The organism is Dolichospermum sp. FACHB-1091 (genome assembly GCF_014697585.1).
In the GTDB taxonomy this organism is placed as follows: Bacteria; Cyanobacteriota; Cyanobacteriia; order Cyanobacteriales; family Nostocaceae; genus Dolichospermum.
The window spans coordinates 15258-33102 of sequence record NZ_JACJSB010000041.1 but is presented as its reverse complement, the minus strand read 5'-3'; the positions used below and the strand labels follow the sequence as shown (position 1 = coordinate 33102).

Below are 17845 nucleotides of genomic sequence, written 5' to 3'. Positions count from 1 at the left end.
AACCACTCCAGGCACAGAGGTCACGGAGAAATGAGGATTTGAGAGATATTTTGCGTAGGTCCTGATTATTTTTTTGTTGGGTTGCGCTGTTGCTTAACCCAACCTACATGACTAAGCAGATTTTTGATTACTGCTACTTTCGATATGACGACGTAAAAGTTGATTAATAGCTGTTTGATAGTCTTTATTTTGGGTTTTAAACCAAGCTATGATATCAGGTTCTAATTGAATAATATTTTTAGCTTGTGCTGCGGGAATTTGCAAAGTTGCTTTTTCAAAAAACTCATCAGTTAATGGTGGAATATCAGAATAGTCAATGTCCTCATCTGACATTGAATCTAATGCTTGCCAATTAGTCCGTGAGATATTGTTCAAATTTTTTTCGTTCATAACGATTTGCCTTTCGTGCTGAAATAATTCTAATTACATTGCCTTGTTTTTCTGTCCAAACAACTACAGCGACTCCATTTCCTAAAAAACCAATACCAAACCATCTTTCCTCACCATAGTCAAAACGTTCATCTTCCTCAATCAACATTGGACTGTCAAAAATTTTATAAACATCTTGAAAGTCAATCTGATGTTTACGGATATTTTCTAAATTTTTCGCTTCGTCCCACTCAAACTGCATCTCTGATAGTTCAAATCATTTCTTAATTATAAGATATGGCTATCCTATTCAGCAAAAATCATTCATCCTCAAAATCCTTAAATCCTGGATATCTTGATTCAGACATCTTGATTATATCTTTTGTTGGGTTGCGCTGTCGCTTAACCCAACCTACATGACTAAAGGGTATTTTGTTTGTTTAATCTGTTGTATAAATTCTATGAATTTATACTTTTAAAACAACCTGTTAGGTTAAGCAACAGAGTAAATTAGCAACTGGATTAAATTGTATCAGGATCTATATTTAATTCCCGCAGTTTTTCTGCTAAACGTTCTGATTTTTTCGCTTCTTTTTCTGCTCTTTTAGTTTGCTGTTCTGCGGTTTCTTCAGGTGTAGGAACTAGCTCTCCTGTTGGTGTGAAATACCGTAATAATCCTTGATATATTCCTAAATATAAACCTAGCTGACGACTCCACAAATGTCCTTGCTGATTTTCTTCTAAAGGTTGATATTCTCCGTCTACTAAATGAAAACCTGCAAATTCTAGTGTATAAGGGTCGAACCAAAAATAATCAGGTGTGCGGAAAGTATTTTGATAAAGTTCTTTTTTATATTCTCTATCTGTATTTGCTGTAGTTGGTGAGAGAATTTCTAAAATGAAATTAGGATATTTACCATCTTCTTCCCAAACTACCCAACTTTTCCGAGTTTTGCGTTCTGTTCCCAAGACCACAAAGAAATCTGGACCTCGGAAATATTCAGATTTTTTCTGATTAGGACTATAGTAAATGGTGAGATTCCCCGCAGCATAGAAATCATTTCTATCTTTCCATAACCATTTGAGACATTTAATTAAGAGCATAATTTGCTCTAGATGTAGTTCTGTTTCCACGGTCGGTTCATCACTATATAAATCACTTGGGGGAAATATTACATCTTGGGAGATGTTTTCTTTGCATTCTAATTCTTGAGTAATCATCATGATATGATACCAAGTAGTTATTTGCTGATTATAGCATTTAATGTATTAATCCTGAAAATCCTTTAATTCTCAGTAGTTGTTAAAAACTTGGGCGACTAGAAGTCGCACCTACACAGACAAAACCCATCTGCATGGGTTTAAAAATCTTAATTTTTCTGTTAGTCCACCTGGGTGGACTTTGTTTGTGTAGTAGCGATTTATAATCGCCGACAAGTTTTATCTCTTAACTCAAAATGCGAGATATGCGAGATAATAGAGATAATAATTAAAAAAATAATTAGTATATTCAAACATGGCAATTTTACACGGAACTTGGGTAATAAATCATCAAAATAGCTATTTCTTTATTTGGGGGGAAATTTGGCGTTCTTCACAGGTGCATACTGAAGTATCTGCTGAAATTTATTTACACCCATTGGCTATGACATCAGGGGAATTAAATGAATGGTTAAAAACATCTAATTTATCAATTGCTAATTTAATTCAGCCAAATACTACTAATAAACAAAGAATTAAAGGTAAACCAGCAACAGAAATAAAATTACCTATTCACTCCCAAATAATTTCTTTACCAACTGATTTTGTAGAGAGTAATCAATCAGAAATGATCACAATTTTTCCGGTTCATTCTGTTAACTTAGATATAGATTCTCGATATTCACAAGATTTACAATATTTACATCCTTGGAAAATTGAAGGTTTTAGTCTCACTCCAGCATTAGCAATTCAATTTCTTAGCTCTTTACCTCTGAGTCCAAATGACAGTAAAGCAGCTTTATTAGGAGCAGATATTCATTTCTGGGTACATATTTTTAGATGGCATTTAGATTTGATTTCTCGTTGTAAATTTTTACCAACAGTTGAAAAACAAGATAGTAGTTTAATTGCGAAATGGCAGGTACTTTTAGATAGTGCGATAGATGTCACTAGATTAGAAAAATTTGCCTCAAAAATGCCTTTGGCTTGTCGAACCTATCAACAAAATACCGAAAATCTCGCAATTGATTTACCATTATTACCTCAAGAATTAATATTATCATTCCTCAATCACATTACAGATCATCAATTGCGGTTAATGGTTGGTTCTCAATCTCCCCTTGAACCGAGAATCATCATGTCTTTACCTAACGCATTACAGCAATGGTTAAAAGGATTAATTAACGAAAATAATACAATTAATGGAGCAGGAGGAGAACGTTTAAAAACTACTTTAAAAGCCTGGACTTTACCCTTACAATATCAACTTACAGGGAAAGCATTATTTAGAACTTGTTTCCAATTACTCCCTCCAGAAAATCAAGAACCAAATTGGACTTTAAAGTATTTTCTGCAAGCAGCAGATAACCCGGAATTTTTAATAGAAGCAGGGATAATTTGGCAGCAACCTGTAGAAAAATTAGTTTATCAAAATCGGACAATTGAACAACCTCAAGAAACCTTTTTACGAGGTTTGGGTTTGGCTTCTCGATTGTATCCTACAATTACCGCAAGTTTAGAAACTGCATCTCCCGAATTTTGCCACCTCACTCCTACAGAAGCTTATGAATTTATCAAAGCTATAATTTGGAGATTTGAAGATAGCGGTTTAGGAGTAATTTTACCTCCTAGTTTAGCAAATCGGGAAGGGTGGGCAAACCGTTTAGGGTTAAAAATCAGTGCCGAAAGTCCTCAACAAAAATCAGGACGTTTAGGTTTACAAAGTTTATTGAATTTTCAATGGCAATTAGCAATTGGTGGACAAACAATTTCTAAAATTGAGTTTGATAAATTGGTAAAATTAAATAGTCCTTTAGTGGAAATTAATGGTGAATGGGTAGAATTACGTCCCCAAGATATCAAAACCGCCCAAAACTTTTTTAGTTCCCGTAACGAACAAATGTCTCTTTCTCTAGAAGATGCTTTACGTATTAGTAAAGGAGATACCCAAATCATTGAAAAATTACCTGTTGTTAGTTTTGAAGCTTCTGGTGCGTTAGAGGAATTAATTGGGGCATTAACTAATAATCAAGAAATTCAAACTTTACCAACTCCTAGCAATTTTACCGGACAATTAAGACCTTATCAAGAACGTGGTGTAGCTTGGTTAGCGTTTTTAGAAAGATGGGGTTTGGGCGCTTGTTTAGCGGACGATATGGGATTAGGTAAAACCATTCAATTCATCGCTTTTATACTTCATCTCCAAGAAGAAAATGTTTTAGAAAAACCAACTTTATTAGTTTGTCCTACTTCAGTTATGGGGAATTGGCAAAAGGAAGTAAGTAAATTTGCTCCTACTCTCAAGGTTTTAGAATATCATGGTGATAAACGTCCCCAAGGGAAAACATTTACAGAAGTTGTCAAAAAACATGATTTAGTTATTACTAGCTATGCACTCATTCACCGCGATATTAAACTTTTAAAAACCGTTGAATGGCAAATAATTGTTTTAGACGAAGCCCAAAATATAAAAAATTCAGAATCTAAACAATCCCAAGCAGTTCGACAGTTAGAAACTACATTTCGCATTGCTTTAACTGGAACACCTGTAGAAAATAGATTACAAGAATTATGGTCTATTTTAGATTTCCTGAATCCTGGTTATTTAGGTAATAAACAATTTTTTCAAAGACGGTTTGCTATGCCTATTGAAAAGTATGGTGACACTGCTTCTTTAAATCAATTACGTTCTTTAGTGCAACCTTTTATTTTACGACGATTAAAAACTGATAAAGATATTATTCAAGACCTGCCAGAAAAGCAAGAAATGACTGTTTTTTGTGGTTTAACTTCCGAACAGGCTACACTATATCAACAATTAGTAGATCAATCTTTAGTAGAGATTGAATCTGCGGAAGGTTTACAACGTCGGGGTATGATTTTAGGATTATTAGTGAAGTTAAAACAAATCTGTAATCATCCTGCCCAATACTTAAAATTAGCAACTTTAGAAAAACATCATTCTGCTAAATTACAAAGATTAGAAGAAATGTTAGATGAGGTTGTGGCAGAAGGAGACCGGGCTTTAATTTTCACACAATTTGCTGAATGGGGTAAGTTATTAAAACCTCATTTAGAAAAAAAATTAGGACGAGAAATATTCTTTTTATATGGTAGCACCAGTAAAAAGCAAAGAGAGGAAATGATTGACAGATTCCAACGTGATCCCCAAGGACCACCAATTATGATTTTATCATTAAAAGCTGGTGGTGTTGGCTTAAATTTAACTAGAGCAAATCATGTTTTTCACTTTGATAGATGGTGGAATCCCGCAGTGGAAAATCAAGCTACAGATAGAGTATTTAGAATTGGTCAAACTCGCAATGTTCAAGTCCATAAATTTGTTTGTACAGGAACATTAGAAGAGAAAATTAATGATATGATTGAAAGTAAAAAGCAACTAGCTGAACAAGTTGTAGGTGCAGGAGAAGATTGGTTAACAGAAATGGATACTGATCAATTAAGAAATTTGTTAATATTAGATCGGAATGCAGTCATCGAAGAAGATGAAATATAAAAAACCTCTTCCCTCTGGGTTCTCTGTGCCTCCGTGGTTAAATAAACTAACTTTAAACCGCAAAGTCACAAATAGTATTAAAGTAAAAATAAACATCCACACCAAACAGTCAAAAAATGATGCTTACCCAAGAGAAAAAACTAATTAACTGGAAACCCATAATCAAAAAATTTGTGGCTATCCTTGGCGAAAAAGGCGTAGTTCAACGCAAAGAAGAACTCCTCACTTATGAATGTGACGGTTTAACCAGTTATCGTCAATGTCCCCCAGTTGCAGTATTACCTAGAACTACAGAACAAGTATCAGAAATTGTCAAAATTTGCAATCAATTTTCCGTTCCTTTTATTGCTAGAGGTTCAGGAACAGGCTTATCTGGCGGTGCTTTACCAACAGAAGATTCAGTTTTAATTGTCACTTCTTTAATGCGACAAATCCTCAAAATTGATTTAGAAAATCAGCGGGCTATTGTCCAACCCGGGGTAATTAATAGTTGGGTGACTCAAGCTGTTAGCGGTGCTGGATTTTATTTTGCACCTGATCCTTCTAGTCAGATTATTTGTTCCATTGGTGGGAATATTGCTGAAAATTCTGGGGGAGTACATTGTTTAAAATATGGTGTCACAACAAATCATGTTTTAGGTTTAAAAATTGTCCTACCTGATGGTGCAATTATTGATATTGGCGGACAAATTTCTGAAACACCAGGCTATGATTTAACAGGTGTCTTTGTTGGTTCTGAAGGAACATTAGGAATTGCTACGGAAATCACCTTAAAAATTCTCAAAAGTGCCGAATCAATTTGTGTATTATTAGCAGATTTCACCAATGTAGATGCTGCCGCTGCTAGTGTTTCTGATATTATTGGCGTGGGGATTATTCCCGGCGGTATGGAAATGATGGATAATATTAGTATTAATGCTGTAGAAGATGTTGTAGCTACTAATTGTTATCCCCGTGATGCCGCTGCTATTTTGTTAGTAGAAATTGATGGTTTAGAAGTCGAGGTTTCTGCCAATAAACAGCGAGTTAAAGAAATTTGTCAAAAGAATGGGGCGCGAAATGTAACTAGTGCCAGTGACCCAGAAACTAGATTAAAATTATGGAAAGGCAGAAAGGCAGCTTTTGCGGCTGCGGGACATATCAGCCCAGATTATTATGTGCAAGATGGGGTAATTCCCCGAACTCAATTACCTTATGTTCTCAAGGAAATTGAGCGTTTAAGTAATCAATATGGTTATCCCATTGCCAATGTTTTTCATGCTGGAGATGGTAATTTACATCCGCTAATTTTATTTGATAATTCTGTCCATGGAGAATTGGAAAAAGTAGAAGAATTGGGCGGGGAAATTCTCAGATTGTGCGTGAGAGTAGGTGGTAGTATTTCTGGTGAACATGGTATTGGTGCTGATAAAAAATGCTATATGCCAGATATGTTTAGTGAAGCTGATTTGGAAACTATGCAATGGGTAAGAAAAGTTTTTAATCCCCAAGGTTTGGCAAATCCTGGCAAGATTTTCCCTACACCTCGCACTTGTGGAGAAGCTGCTAAAGTGTCTACTCAACATTTTCCAGGTGTGGAAAAATTCTAATTAGGGCTTGCTGAATAAATCTAGATTGGGTAGGTTTGTTGTTGTAGCAATCCTACTACTATTTTGCGAGAAACTTGAAAATACTGGCTTTATGGCTAATATTTATAGTTCAACGTGAATCTTAATAATTATAGATGTTACCCTGTTTATCATAATTTACCCACCATAACGGGTAACATCTATAAAATCAGCCATGAGTTTGATTTTTTCTACTTTAAACAGCATCTACCAATTCAAAACGAATTTTTTTACCAAGAACTCTTGCCGCTTTATCAATCGTCTCTAAAGTAACAGAATGATGATCAGGATCTAAAAGTCTATCAACAGATGATCTACTTGTTTTCATTTTCTCAGCCATTGCTGTTTTAGTAATATTTTTCTCAGCCATTGCGGTTTGAATTTGCCAAGCAATTACTCTTTTCATAGCTATTAAATTTATTTCTTCTAATGTTCCTTCTTCTTCTAAAAACGCATCAAGAGAAGAACCAACATAAGGATTTTCTGTCATTTTTACGCCTCCAATGTGTGTTTGCGTTCCCAGGCTAAATCTAATTGTTGTTTTGGGGTTTTTTGGCTTTTCTTAATGAAGCCATGCAGCAATATCATTTTACCTTCATAGAAACAAAATAACACACGAGCAATTTTATTTTGTGGTAAATTTGTTCTGACTTCAAATAATCCATCACCCATTGGCCGACAGGTAGGCATTCCAATTGGCCAACCAAATTCAACTGTTTTTAAGTTTGTTTGGTTGGACATGGTGGGATTTTTCCTCATGCTGTAGCTGATATTTTTTTAATATTATCAGTTAGCTTTCTCACCCGTGGAGGGAATTAATTCCTAGTCTAATAGCCGAAGTCTGTTTTAACGGACTCAATGATTATACTTTAAGCTGTTTGTTTAGTATTATATTCAACACTTCCCCAACTTTCAGGAAGAGGGTTAACCCAGGAAATAGGAACAGAAACTACATCTAGAGTTTCACCATCTTCAAAGACCTCTAGAATATATCCTGGTTCTGGCTGGGTTGTAGTAGGATTGAGATGATCTAAAACAACCCCCTTATTACCAGCTTTTACAGGACTATTTGGAACATCTTGTTTTATTTCTACCCATTGGAATAAGGTGGCTGTTGTTATGATTAGTTTTATTTTCGTTGACTATCAGTTAAGCATAGATAATACGCAAAGAGTCTAATTCATTCATGTCACTTACGACTTTACGTAATATCTCACTGAAATAGAAAACTTCATAATTAGGTGTAAGTTCTTTTTGCAGTTGCTTCCACAAACTAATACCTTCTGCTTCAAAAGCTTCTTTAGCTTCTAAACTGGGAAAACCTGATGAATTAGGATCTTCCCAGTTCAACTTTGCATCATAAATATCTGCCCATTTTTCTAAGCGGCTAATTGTTTCTTTGCTGAGTAGCAGTGTTTGAGGGTCAATATCCCCGGCTTTATCATAACTAGCCCACCATAGTGGGTAGCATCCATAATCGGCCATGAGTTTGATTTTGTCTGCCATAGTGAGTTTACCAAGTTATAGGAGAATACGGTTCAGTTAAGGGTTTTTCAGATACTATTAGGTAACGAAATTTTAATAGTTTCAACCCCCTGTGATTCAGTTAACTGAACCGTATTGAGTTATAGGGAAGTTCTGGGGTTAGCCCCAACTATATATCCATTATTGCTTACAGTCACAGCTATATAATGAGTTTTGCCATTAAAATTAACTTCATAAATAGGGCGAGTTTTTCTTCTGTCTTGATAGCCAACTATTTTACCTTCTATTACTGCTGTAATAATTGCATCTGGTATTTGGTCTGCTTCTATTCCTTGACCCGCAAATTGTGAAGAATGTTCTTCTAATATATGTTGAAGCCCTGCTTCAGATGTTCCTTTTTCTAAAAAGACAATTTTACCATCAGGAGTTTGGGCTATATTCTCTACTTCCTCTGGGGTGTGCTTAATCCCATTTGTACGGAGTGCTGCTAAGAGTGCGACCTTATCCTGCTGTTTATTTAATTCTGTCATTATAAGTATTTTAAATAATTTTTAATAATAATCTTTATTGTGCTTTATAAATAATAATTTGTCAACTATTTTGCCAAGGAGATTGAGAGGTAAAGATTGTCAATGAATCTTTACCCCTTAATCTTATCCCCTAACCCCAAACTTACGCCCCTACGGATTCCTTCGCAGCATACAATACCTCAGCCGAGATATCCTTAAACCCACGCTCACGGGCAAACTTTTCCGTATTTCGTTTCACTTTCCCCCGCACAAAACCAGGAATCTTATTCAATTCTGCTTGACCATCTTTTGTCCAATTCAAACCAGATTCTGCGGAAATTCCTTTGGTAATTACTTCCTTGGTATCGTGTCCACCAAAGATTTCTAAAAGGTGATCTTCCATTCCCAAAGTGAAGGAATTGTAGATTAAATCTGTGATTTGATTTGTGCCTTCATAACCCATAAATGGTTTATAACCAATGGGGAAATTCTGCACGTGAATAGGTGCTGCAATGACACCGCAGGGAATATCCAAACGTTTACCCACGTGACGTTCCATCTGCGTACCAAATATAGCAGAAGGTTCAACACGAGCGATCGCATCCCCAATTTCACCATGATCATCTGTAATTAATACTTCATCGCAATATTCGCTCACCTGTTCTCTAAACCAGTCAGCATCATACTTGCAATAAGTACCAGCCCACACCACATGAATCCCCATTTCCCGCGCCAGAATCTTGGTTAAAGCCGCTGCATGAGTATTATCACCGAAAACCACCGCTTTCTTCCCTGTCAAGTTCTGACAGTCAATAGAACGGGAAAACCAAGCCGCTTGGGATACGTGCAGAGTTTGTTCATTGATGAAGTCTTCATAATTAACCTCAGCGCCTTGGGCGTTAATTACCTGCTGAATTTTGCGGATACATCTAGCAGTTTCCACAACACCCATGGGCGTAATATCTACGTAAGGTGTCCCGAATTGTTCTTCTAAATATTTAGCCGTTGTTAACCCCAGTTCCCGATAAGGAACTAAGTTAAACCAAGCCTGGGGCATATTTTTTAACTCATGAACCGCAGCACCTTCAGGAATGACAATATTCACCTCAATTCCCAAATCAGCCATTAACCGTTTAAGTTCGGTACAGTCGTGGTTATTGTGGAAACCAAGGGTAGAAACGCCGATAATATTAACCGAAGGTTTAGCGGTTTTCTGTGTTGGTAATTCCCCCCGCTTCCGGGCTTTTTCAATGTAATATTGGACAATTTGTTGTAGAGTCCGGTCTGCGGCTTGTAGTTCATTGTAGCGGTAATGGTTGACATCCGCCAGCATTACGTCCCCTTTTGCTTCTAACTGCGCCCGTTCCACAAAGTTGTGTAAGTCCTCTTGCAAAATGCTGGAAGTGCAGGTAGGAGTTAAGACAATTAAATCGGGGTGTTCTTCCGCGTCTTTGCGAGTAATATTGTCTACTACCTTTTCTTGAGAACCACGGGCTAAAACGTTTCTATCAACGACGCTGGTTGTCACTGGAGTGAAATCTCTCTCCCGCGATAGCATGGAACGCATGACGTTAAAGTAGTCATCACCCAGGGGCGCGTGCATGATTGCATGAACGTTTTTAAAAGAACTAGCAATTCGCAAAGTACCAATATGGGCTGGTCCTGCATACATCCAGTAAGCTAATTTCATCCGGTTTTCTCCCTTTGCAACTTAAAATTTCTATAAGTGCTTGATTATTAAATCGTTTCTAATTTTCTCAAATCTACCAGCTATGAACAAATAAGGTTTGTTACGAGGTTCTTTGGTGTGAAAGATGGTAAAACCTAGTTCCTGACTGGGTTATAGCTGCTAATTTAAACAATATTTATGTTGTTTAAGTCAATAAATCTTAATAATTTTTAGGGATATTTGTACTAAAACTAACAAAAATCATTTATATACTTACTTTCAATCATTGATAGAATTAGTACCGCCAAAATATCAAGAAAGATTTTCCCGGTTTTCGTATGGTCCAAGAAATCTCTCCCCGTTAAAATGAATTAAATGATCTGGTTGGTCTGCTACCCAAACTTCTGTTTCCCAAGAAATCTCAGCTAGATACCGAGTCATTTCCTTGCGACTGGGAAAAGCAGTCATAAAAACTAATCCCTTGCTACTAAATTGAAACAGTTGTTTTAGTTCATTGTGTCGTTTTAAGTTAACAGGACCATGACTGGTTACAGCTTCTATTAAGATTAGCCAGTCTTGTTTTTGATAATAAACGACAACATCTGGCATTTTACCATGAGGATCTAACTCTACTCCCATTTCTCTAAGATTTTGACTTTCATTAAAAATAAATTCTTGACAGAAATAGCATAATTACGACGAGATTCTTCCCACTGGTCAGAGTTGTATGATTGTATCAGCAAAAGTGCTTCTTGTTGAAGTTGATAACACCATTTAGGGCTATTAATTGGTCGGTTTGGTTGATCTGGATTTTCCACAACTAAACCCATTTGTACAAACTGGTGCATTGTTTGTCTTCTCACAGTTTCTCGTGTATTTGGTGCGTATTGTTTTCCATAATAATCACGAAACCAATCCATCATTTCAGTAATTCTGCGTTTGGGAGTTGTTGCTTGATTCCAAAAAGTTTCCGGTCGAATATCTGCTAATGCAAGTAAGCACAGTGCGGATCTTTCATTCTGCTGTTCTTTTGGTGCAGAAATTTCTTTCAGAATAGTTAGTGCTTCTTGAATACGTTTACTAGCTTGAATTGCGTTTATTGCTTCACTCATAATTGACAGAGTTTTGTGAACAAGTGTATCAAGTTTTTCCTGGTCAAATACAAATTCATCAATTTGGCTTCCCAGTTGCATCAAATCCTCTTGAGAGGGATTGAGAGTAAATCCTGGGTAAGTTCTGATTGTGGACAGTGTACTGTTTTGTCAAGAACCACGATTTGTCCACCGTTTTGTTCGACCATATATTGTACAAGTTCAAATCCAAATCTTGCGAGTCTGTCCCGACAGGCAACAACAAGGATAAATTTATTTCCTTGCAAAAGTCTGTCCAGTTTGGAGCGCAGACCTTTTCTTTTGAAGTTGAGTTCTGAGCCAATATCTTTGATGATTTCTGCGTCTGGGTAGAGGGATTGCATATAGGCGATTTGTCTATCAAGGTCATCTCGCTGTTTTGAGGAACTGACCCGGCAGTAGCAAATAGTGGGAGTTCTAATTGAATCGCCCGTGATGTATGATTCGACATCGTATAATCTTTGTCCTGCCGGGTTTTTAATGCTTTTGATTTTCCCCTCATCTGCATATCTCCTCAAGGTGTTTGGATGCAATCCCAGAAATTCGACCGCTTTTCTAAGTGGTATGTATGCCATAAGAAAAGCATAGCATTAGTTAGTATTAGTTGGCAAATATTTAACTAGCTAAACTCCCTTACGCCACGCTATCAGACACAATATTATACTTCGTGAAGCATCATCACCAGCCTGGGAATAAATTAAGAGTCTCATAGCGAAAGTCCGTTAAAACGGACTAAAGAAATTTTGCAATAAACATCCTGTAAATCCTCTAATCCTGGTTATCCTGATTTACAGAACTTTATAATGTGTAATATTGTCATTGCACGGAGAGAAATTAAGAGTCTAGTTTAAAATCTTGTAGTTCACCACAACGCCGTTTTACCTAAGTTTATGACCTGGTTAAACCAGGTGGGAACCGAGGTTTCTCATTTAAAGTTTCCGGGTACAAGCCCGGTATACTGCCATGAGAAGTATTTAGCTCCCTTGTTGTTAAAGACATAGATCAAAAAACTTGATGGCAGTCACCAATCGTCGTAGTGGAACTAACCTATTATAGCTTTGAAAAATAGTTTGTGTGTTTATTCTGGAAAATTTTGAAAAATTTTTGTTGGGGGATACCAGATAGATTCTATTTTATGTATAATTTCGTTTATTGCATTTCGATTGTTTTGCTCTAATAAAACGGTGATATGTCCTAGTTTACGTCCTGGACGAGCTTCTGTTTTACCGTACCAGTGAACAGTGGCTTGGGGAATCTCTGCTAGTTGTTGACGTTGTTTTTGGTAGTCGCTTTGACTGGTTTCATATCCTAGTAAGTTAACCATCACAGCACTAGCGCAATTTAATCTAGTATTGGTTAATTGTAAACCACACACGGCTCTGAGGTGTTGTTCAAATTGGGAAGTTTCACAAGCGTCAAGGGAAAAATGTCCAGAGTTGTGGGTACGTGGTGCTATTTCATTGACTAGGATTTTTCCCTCAGCGGTGAGAAATAGTTCTATGCCGAAAACTCCTACATATTCCAGGCTATTTAACAGTTTATAGGCGATCGCTTCAATTTCTAAACTTTGTTCTTTAGTAATTGTAGCAGGTGCAATTACCCATCTACAAACCTGTTCTTTTTGGAGAGTCTCTACCGTTGGATAGATGACAATTTCCCCATTTACAGAACGTGCTGCAATAATAGCCAGTTCTTTTGTAAAAGGTACAAATTCTTCAACTAAAAACTGAGCTTTGCTGTGATTAATTACTTTTGATAAAGTTGCAAAATCGGGAATGATAAAAGTTCCTTGACCATCATATCCATGTCTGCGGGTTTTGAGAACCACAGGAAAACCCAAATTTTCCATTTGTGATTCTACCTCTTTTTCCCTTGACAAGGCAAAAAACTGGGGAACTGGTAAACCTAAATCTTGTAAATAGCAACGTTGTTCATATTTATCTAATAGAGGTGCTAAAGCTGCTAACTGAGGACGAAAGCAAACACCTTGTTTTTCTAAAATTGATAAAGCGGTGAGGTTAACAAATTCATTTTCAAAGGTAATAATATCACATTTTGTAGCTAAAATTTCTGTGGCGGCGGCATCATCAACTGCGGACAAAATGCTATCCTGGGCAATAGATACAGCCGGATCATTTTGGCCAGGAGTTTGGACTATTAATTCTACTCCCAGCTTATTTGCTGCATCTGCCATCATCCAAGCCAGTTGTCCACCACCGATTATACCAAGTTTCATTAACATCCTAAGGAATCACGAGTTTCTACACCAGTTTGGGAATTTACACCACTGGCTTTTTGACATAGCTCTTTAATTTGCGCTTTATCTAGAATTGCCTCTGTAAAATCCGCACCTGTAATGTTAACATCTGTAAAGATAGTACGGAGTAAAAGAGTTTCCTTTAAAACAGCATCAGTTAAATCAGCACCTATTAATTTTACCCCATCAACCATGGCATTTGTCAAATCTGCCCCATGTAAATTTACTTTTGTCATTACTGAAGCACTTAAAATTGCTCCTCGCAAGTCAGCGCTTGTAAAGTTAGCCATTTCCAGGTTAGCGTTAGAAAATTCCGCTGCTTGTAAACTCTGTCCAGAAAAATCTCGTCTTGACAACTCTGCATTACTAAAAGATAAAGGATGAGTCCAGTCTGCTAGTGCGGGCTGTGAAATGCACAAAATCATAATTACCAAAATAAATCCTAAGCCCTTTTGCCAAAACATATTTTATCAGTCCAAGTTACTATGATCTAGTTTAATCTGATCATGGGTAATTGGTAATGGGTAATTGGGTGAATTTTGGGCAATGCTTAATATTTTGTAATAAATTTTTGAGTGATTACTATATTCTCTAAATTGGTGAAGATTGGATAATTAGGCTGTCAGGACTTGAGTATTTACAATTATTCATAAACTTTGATGATAAGTAAAGTTTATTATCTTTTGAATTATCACAGGTCGAACAAGTGTTAGTCTGTTAACTATGGTCATAGCTGTAGGAGCGAAGTTGCCAATATGTACATAATGTCTAATAAATATCTAGAATGATGGACTTAAATTTAATGTTATTGCTAACAGTTATCTGACTAATACCAAATCAAGATGAAGCTGCATAGAATCAGGTTTAAAGAATAATTAACCGCAGCGGTGGGTTGGTATTTGGTTTTATGCAAATTTTCGAGTTATTGAAATTGACGGAAGACACATATTCACAAGGTGAAATTGGTATTTTTATGATGGATCGTTACTCTATTCAATGGATTGAAGCGTGGTGTTTAGAAAATGGCTGGACAGATTTATTTATGGAGAGACGTGGGAATTATTGGGCGTTTCCTCCGGGGGGGGTGATGCCAGAACCAATACCAATGAATGTGTTAAGAATAATTAAAGAGGAAAATGGCTTCACTAATCAAGAAATGTACTGGGCTTGTGCTGCCATATCAACCACGATTTTAGCAGTGATTTATACGTTTTGGTTTAAATGTCCGATTCCTTTAGTGTTATCTTTTGCGTTTAATGCTGTAACAGTAGCACAATTTGAACCAGAAGATGCCTAGACTCGGTAATATGCTGTAAGTGTTGGGTTTTGTTCCTCAACCCAACCTACAAAACTAAGTAAGTGAACAGAAAAAAACCGACATAAGTAACGAAAAGTAAAGTTTCCCTGTTCCCTGTTCCCTGTTCCCTGTTCCCTGTTCCCTTGTCATAACGACAATTTTTAACGCCAACCTACTTACTCTAAATTTTGCAACCCCATTGCTATTTTACTGTGTTTTTCAATTTGTGTCATTACCTGTTTTGCGCGTTGAATGACTACCGGGGGTAAACCGGCTAATCTTCCGGCTTCAATACCATAGGACTTATCAGCACCACCGGGTTGAACTTGATGTAAAAAGATAATTTGGTCTGGTAACTCCTTAACCGTAACTTGATAATTGGCGACATTAGAAATAATAGTAGCCAATTCATTCAACTCATGATAATGAGTAGCAAAAATCGTCCGGGATTTAATATCAACAGCCAAATATTCAGCCACAGCCCAAGCAATTGATAACCCGTCAAAAGTTGCTGTACCGCGACCAATTTCATCTAACAAAACCAGAGATTTCAAAGTTGCATGATTGAGGATATTAGCAGTTTCATTCATTTCCACCATAAAAGTAGATTGACCCGTAGCCAAATCATCCACCGCACCAACGCGAGTAAAAATGCGATCGCATATTCCCAATCTAGCAGAACGAGCCGGGACAAAACTCCCCACCTGCGCCATTAATTGAATTAACCCAACTTGACGCAAATAACAACTTTTCCCACTAGCATTGGGACCTGTCAAAATCACCAAATCAGGATATAAAGACAAACCCTCCGTGTTCTCTGTGCCTCTGTGGTTCGTTTCCTTACCCCCTAACAAAGTAGAATTAGGGACAAAAAACCCAGCCGGTAAAGACTGTTCCACCACCGGGTGACGACCATCAACTACCTCAATCTCTCTACCTGTCAGCATTTCCGGGCGACAATAACCCTGATGTGCAGCCAATTGTGCCAAACCAGATAATACATCAGCGGCGGCCACAGCGCGGGAAACATTGCGAATAATTTCGGCTTGATTACCCACTTCATCCCGTAATGCGTCAAAAATCTGATATTCCAGTTGATTCAAATCATCTCGCGCTGTGAGAATGCGTGCTTCTCGTTCTTTCAAATCGGGAGTAATGTAACGTTCCTCATTTGTCAGCGTTTGTTTGCGGATGTAATTATCGGGAACTTGGTCAGATTTACTGCGGGAAATACTGATATAATAGCCAAAAGTTTTATTAAATCCTACCTTTAATGTGGGTATTCCTGTTCTGGCTCTTTCCTCAACTTCTAAATTTGCAATCCATTGTTGATCACTTTCTACAGTAGCCTTTCTTTCGTCCAACAGCGTATTAATACCTGCCCGAATTAAACCACCTTCTTTGAGATGTATAGGTGGTGATTCTACGATATGGGCGTGTATTTTTTCTGCCAATTCTTCTAGTACCGGGGGAACTTTTTGCAAGGCTTTCAAGAAAGGAGATTTTGCATTGGTAACTAAGCGAGATAATTCAGGTAATCGTGAGAAAGAATCAGCTAAAGCGACTAAATCCCGTGCATTTGCTCTACCAGAAGCGGCTCTAACTGTTAAACGTTCTAAATCGTAAATTTGCCTTAATAATTGCCGGATATCTTGACGTAAAGGGGTATTTTCTACTAATTCTTGAATAGTATCTTGGCGTGATTTAATCCCTTTAATTTCCAGTAGCGGTTGTAACAACCATCTTCTTAAAGCCCGGCTACCCATAGCGGTACTAGTTCTGTCTAAAGCCCATAATAGAGAACCATGAAATGTGCCATCGCGGACAGTTTGAGTAATTTCCAGGTTACGGCGTGTTTGATGGTCTACAATCAAATAATCAGTAAAGGTATAGGTGCGTAATAATTGCAGAGATACAGGATTAGCTTTTTGTGTATCTTCGATGTAGTCTAGAAGACCACCAGCGGCACGAACAGCGAGGGGGAGATGTTCACAACCCAAACCTTCGAGCGATCGCATTTTAAATTTCTGTAATAATTTACTCCTAGCTTCTGCTTGGGAAAAGGGAACTTGAGAACGTAAACTGTAACAAAATGATGGTGGTAAACACTGAGGAAGGGATGGGGAAGTTTCTCCTGGACGCAGTAAACTACCTAAATCTGGGGCATTAGTGGGAAATAGCACCTCAGCGGGTTGTAACCGCATTAATTCTTGGGTTAGGTGTTCTAAATTACTGCCTTGAGATGTGAGAAATTCCCCAGTTGATATATCTGCATAGGCTAAACCCCAATGATTGGCAGCAATTACTACAGCAGCTATGTAGTTATTACGACTGGCTTTGAGCATTCCCTCTTCCAACAATGTCCCAGGTGTGAGAATGCGCGTTACTTCTCGCTTGACCAAACCAATAGCATCAGCAGAGTCTTCTACCTGGTCACAAATCACCACAGCGTAACCTTTTTCTACCAGTTGGGTTGTGTAGCGTTCCCAAGCGTGATGAGGTACACCTGTCATGGCAACGCGACCAACATCACCACCGTGTTTACTGGTTAAAACTAGTTCTAATTCTCTGGAGACGGTTACAGCGTCTTGAAAAAAGGTTTCAAAAAAATCACCGACTCTATACAGCAGCAACGCATGAGGGTATTTATCCTTCATGTCTACGTAATGCTGATACATTTTACTCAGCTTACTGCGGTCTTCTACCAGATTTGTATCAGTAAGTGGTGTGTTGGGTGAATTTGGTTCTGGTGTCGGATTCGTCATGGTAGATGCTGAGAGTTGATTTCCACTGTCTTTGATGATA

At 37.4% G+C, this 17845-nt stretch carries 17 protein-coding genes and 1 other RNA gene; 3 read left to right on the top strand and 15 right to left on the bottom strand.

What is annotated here, in order from left to right:
- Positions 1-111: 111 nt before the first annotated feature.
- The 3 genes from H6G25_RS19425 to H6G25_RS19415 all read right to left on the bottom strand — a co-directional run bounded on the left by H6G25_RS19425 (position 112) and on the right by H6G25_RS19415 (position 1593).
- A complete protein-coding gene (locus H6G25_RS19425) occupies positions 112-375 on the bottom strand; it encodes a BrnA antitoxin family protein (protein WP_242035035.1) in 264 nt (87 codons plus the stop codon).
- The gene (locus H6G25_RS19420; RefSeq protein WP_168652698.1) at positions 353-631 is read right to left on the bottom strand and encodes a BrnT family toxin; all 279 of its coding nucleotides are present in this window, start codon (positions 629-631) and stop codon (positions 353-355) included. Before H6G25_RS19420 ends, H6G25_RS19425 begins: the two co-directional genes overlap by 23 nt.
- Before the next feature lie 260 nt (positions 632-891).
- Complete coding sequence (locus H6G25_RS19415) at positions 892-1593, bottom strand: Uma2 family endonuclease (RefSeq protein ID WP_190393908.1); 702 nt, start codon at positions 1591-1593, stop codon at positions 892-894.
- 292 nt (positions 1594-1885) lie between these two features.
- Between H6G25_RS19415 and H6G25_RS19410 the strand changes: the two genes are divergently transcribed.
- Together H6G25_RS19410 and glcD are read left to right on the top strand one after the other, a co-directional pair.
- Positions 1886-5086, top strand: a complete 3201-nt coding sequence (locus H6G25_RS19410) for a DEAD/DEAH box helicase (RefSeq protein ID WP_190393907.1) — start codon at positions 1886-1888, stop codon at positions 5084-5086.
- Between the two features lie 119 nt (positions 5087-5205).
- Positions 5206-6675: a glycolate oxidase subunit GlcD gene (gene glcD / locus H6G25_RS19405; RefSeq protein ID WP_190393911.1), complete on the top strand. Its 1470-nt coding sequence runs from the start codon at positions 5206-5208 to the stop codon at positions 6673-6675.
- A gap of 214 nt (positions 6676-6889) precedes the next feature.
- Here the strand turns inward: glcD and H6G25_RS19400 are convergent, their stop codons facing one another.
- From H6G25_RS19400 to H6G25_RS19355, 11 genes are all read right to left on the bottom strand, one after another.
- The gene (locus H6G25_RS19400) at positions 6890-7183 is read right to left on the bottom strand and encodes a helix-turn-helix transcriptional regulator (protein ID WP_190393906.1); all 294 of its coding nucleotides are present in this window, start codon (positions 7181-7183) and stop codon (positions 6890-6892) included.
- Positions 7184-7185: 2 nt separating this feature from the next.
- Positions 7186-7434, bottom strand: a complete 249-nt coding sequence (locus H6G25_RS19395) for a type II toxin-antitoxin system RelE/ParE family toxin (RefSeq protein ID WP_242035034.1) — start codon at positions 7432-7434, stop codon at positions 7186-7188.
- A 408-nt stretch (positions 7435-7842) separates the two neighbouring features.
- Positions 7843-8199 carry a hypothetical protein gene (locus tag H6G25_RS19390; RefSeq protein ID WP_190393904.1) on the bottom strand — a complete coding sequence of 119 codons (357 nt, stop codon included), beginning with the start codon at positions 8197-8199 and terminating at the stop codon, positions 7843-7845.
- Positions 8200-8318: 119 nt separating this feature from the next.
- Complete coding sequence (locus H6G25_RS19385) at positions 8319-8708, bottom strand: hypothetical protein (RefSeq protein WP_190393903.1); 390 nt, start codon at positions 8706-8708, stop codon at positions 8319-8321.
- Positions 8709-8850: 142 nt separating this feature from the next.
- The gene (bchB, locus tag H6G25_RS19380) at positions 8851-10377 is read right to left on the bottom strand and encodes a ferredoxin:protochlorophyllide reductase (ATP-dependent) subunit B (protein WP_190393902.1); all 1527 of its coding nucleotides are present in this window, start codon (positions 10375-10377) and stop codon (positions 8851-8853) included.
- A 291-nt stretch (positions 10378-10668) separates the two neighbouring features.
- The gene (locus H6G25_RS21410; protein WP_242035033.1) at positions 10669-10995 is read right to left on the bottom strand and encodes a BsuBI/PstI family type II restriction endonuclease; all 327 of its coding nucleotides are present in this window, start codon (positions 10993-10995) and stop codon (positions 10669-10671) included.
- Complete coding sequence (locus H6G25_RS21405; protein WP_242035032.1) at positions 10986-11549, bottom strand: hypothetical protein; 564 nt, start codon at positions 11547-11549, stop codon at positions 10986-10988. The genes H6G25_RS21410 and H6G25_RS21405 overlap by 10 nt, the downstream gene beginning before the upstream one ends.
- Positions 11549-12061, bottom strand: a complete 513-nt coding sequence (locus tag H6G25_RS19370) for an IS607 family transposase (protein WP_190393901.1) — start codon at positions 12059-12061, stop codon at positions 11549-11551. The genes H6G25_RS21405 and H6G25_RS19370 overlap by 1 nt, the downstream gene beginning before the upstream one ends.
- A 283-nt stretch (positions 12062-12344) precedes the next feature.
- Positions 12345-12529: non-coding RNA, 6S RNA (gene ssrS / locus H6G25_RS19365), on the bottom strand.
- A gap of 35 nt (positions 12530-12564) precedes the next feature.
- The gene (locus tag H6G25_RS19360) at positions 12565-13722 is read right to left on the bottom strand and encodes a 5-(carboxyamino)imidazole ribonucleotide synthase (RefSeq protein WP_190393900.1); all 1158 of its coding nucleotides are present in this window, start codon (positions 13720-13722) and stop codon (positions 12565-12567) included.
- The gene (locus H6G25_RS19355) at positions 13722-14207 is read right to left on the bottom strand and encodes a pentapeptide repeat-containing protein (RefSeq protein ID WP_190393899.1); all 486 of its coding nucleotides are present in this window, start codon (positions 14205-14207) and stop codon (positions 13722-13724) included. The genes H6G25_RS19360 and H6G25_RS19355 overlap by 1 nt, the downstream gene beginning before the upstream one ends.
- A 509-nt stretch (positions 14208-14716) precedes the next feature.
- On the opposite strand from H6G25_RS19355, the gene H6G25_RS19350 reads away from it, so the two are divergent.
- On the top strand, positions 14717-15040 hold the full coding sequence (locus H6G25_RS19350; RefSeq protein WP_028091097.1) for a hypothetical protein: 324 nt from the start codon (positions 14717-14719) through the stop codon (positions 15038-15040).
- A 176-nt stretch (positions 15041-15216) separates the two neighbouring features.
- Here H6G25_RS19350 and mutS read toward each other — a convergent pair whose 3' ends face one another.
- Positions 15217-17805, bottom strand: coding sequence for a DNA mismatch repair protein MutS (gene mutS, locus H6G25_RS19345; protein WP_190393898.1), 2589 nt, complete (start codon positions 17803-17805; stop codon positions 15217-15219).
- Between the last annotated feature and the right edge of the window lie 40 nt (positions 17806-17845).

Excerpts from the sequence above, each read along its gene's own strand:
- H6G25_RS19420 (WP_168652698.1), bottom strand. The coding sequence starts at position 631 with ATGCAGTTTGAGTGGGACGAAGCGAAAAATTTAGAAAATATCCGTAAA.
- H6G25_RS19415 (WP_190393908.1), bottom strand. The coding sequence starts at position 1,593 with ATGATGATTACTCAAGAATTAGAATGCAAAGAAAACATCTCCCAAGAT.
- H6G25_RS19410 (WP_190393907.1), top strand. The coding sequence starts at position 1,886 with ATGGCAATTTTACACGGAACTTGGGTAATAAATCATCAAAATAGCTAT.
- glcD (WP_190393911.1), top strand. The coding sequence starts at position 5,206 with ATGCTTACCCAAGAGAAAAAACTAATTAACTGGAAACCCATAATCAAA.
- H6G25_RS19400 (WP_190393906.1), bottom strand. The coding sequence starts at position 7,183 with ATGACAGAAAATCCTTATGTTGGTTCTTCTCTTGATGCGTTTTTAGAA.
- H6G25_RS19395 (WP_242035034.1), bottom strand. The coding sequence starts at position 7,434 with ATGTCCAACCAAACAAACTTAAAAACAGTTGAATTTGGTTGGCCAATT.
- H6G25_RS19390 (WP_190393904.1), bottom strand. The coding sequence starts at position 8,199 with ATGGCAGACAAAATCAAACTCATGGCCGATTATGGATGCTACCCACTA.
- H6G25_RS19385 (WP_190393903.1), bottom strand. The coding sequence starts at position 8,708 with ATGACAGAATTAAATAAACAGCAGGATAAGGTCGCACTCTTAGCAGCA.
- bchB (WP_190393902.1), bottom strand. The coding sequence starts at position 10,377 with ATGAAATTAGCTTACTGGATGTATGCAGGACCAGCCCATATTGGTACT.
- H6G25_RS21410 (WP_242035033.1), bottom strand. The coding sequence starts at position 10,995 with ATGGGAGTAGAGTTAGATCCTCATGGTAAAATGCCAGATGTTGTCGTT.
- H6G25_RS21405 (WP_242035032.1), bottom strand. The coding sequence starts at position 11,549 with ATGCAACTGGGAAGCCAAATTGATGAATTTGTATTTGACCAGGAAAAA.
- H6G25_RS19370 (WP_190393901.1), bottom strand. The coding sequence starts at position 12,061 with ATGGCATACATACCACTTAGAAAAGCGGTCGAATTTCTGGGATTGCAT.
- H6G25_RS19360 (WP_190393900.1), bottom strand. The coding sequence starts at position 13,722 with ATGAAACTTGGTATAATCGGTGGTGGACAACTGGCTTGGATGATGGCA.
- H6G25_RS19355 (WP_190393899.1), bottom strand. The coding sequence starts at position 14,207 with ATGTTTTGGCAAAAGGGCTTAGGATTTATTTTGGTAATTATGATTTTG.
- H6G25_RS19350 (WP_028091097.1), top strand. The coding sequence starts at position 14,717 with ATGATGGATCGTTACTCTATTCAATGGATTGAAGCGTGGTGTTTAGAA.
- mutS (WP_190393898.1), bottom strand. The coding sequence starts at position 17,805 with ATGACGAATCCGACACCAGAACCAAATTCACCCAACACACCACTTACT.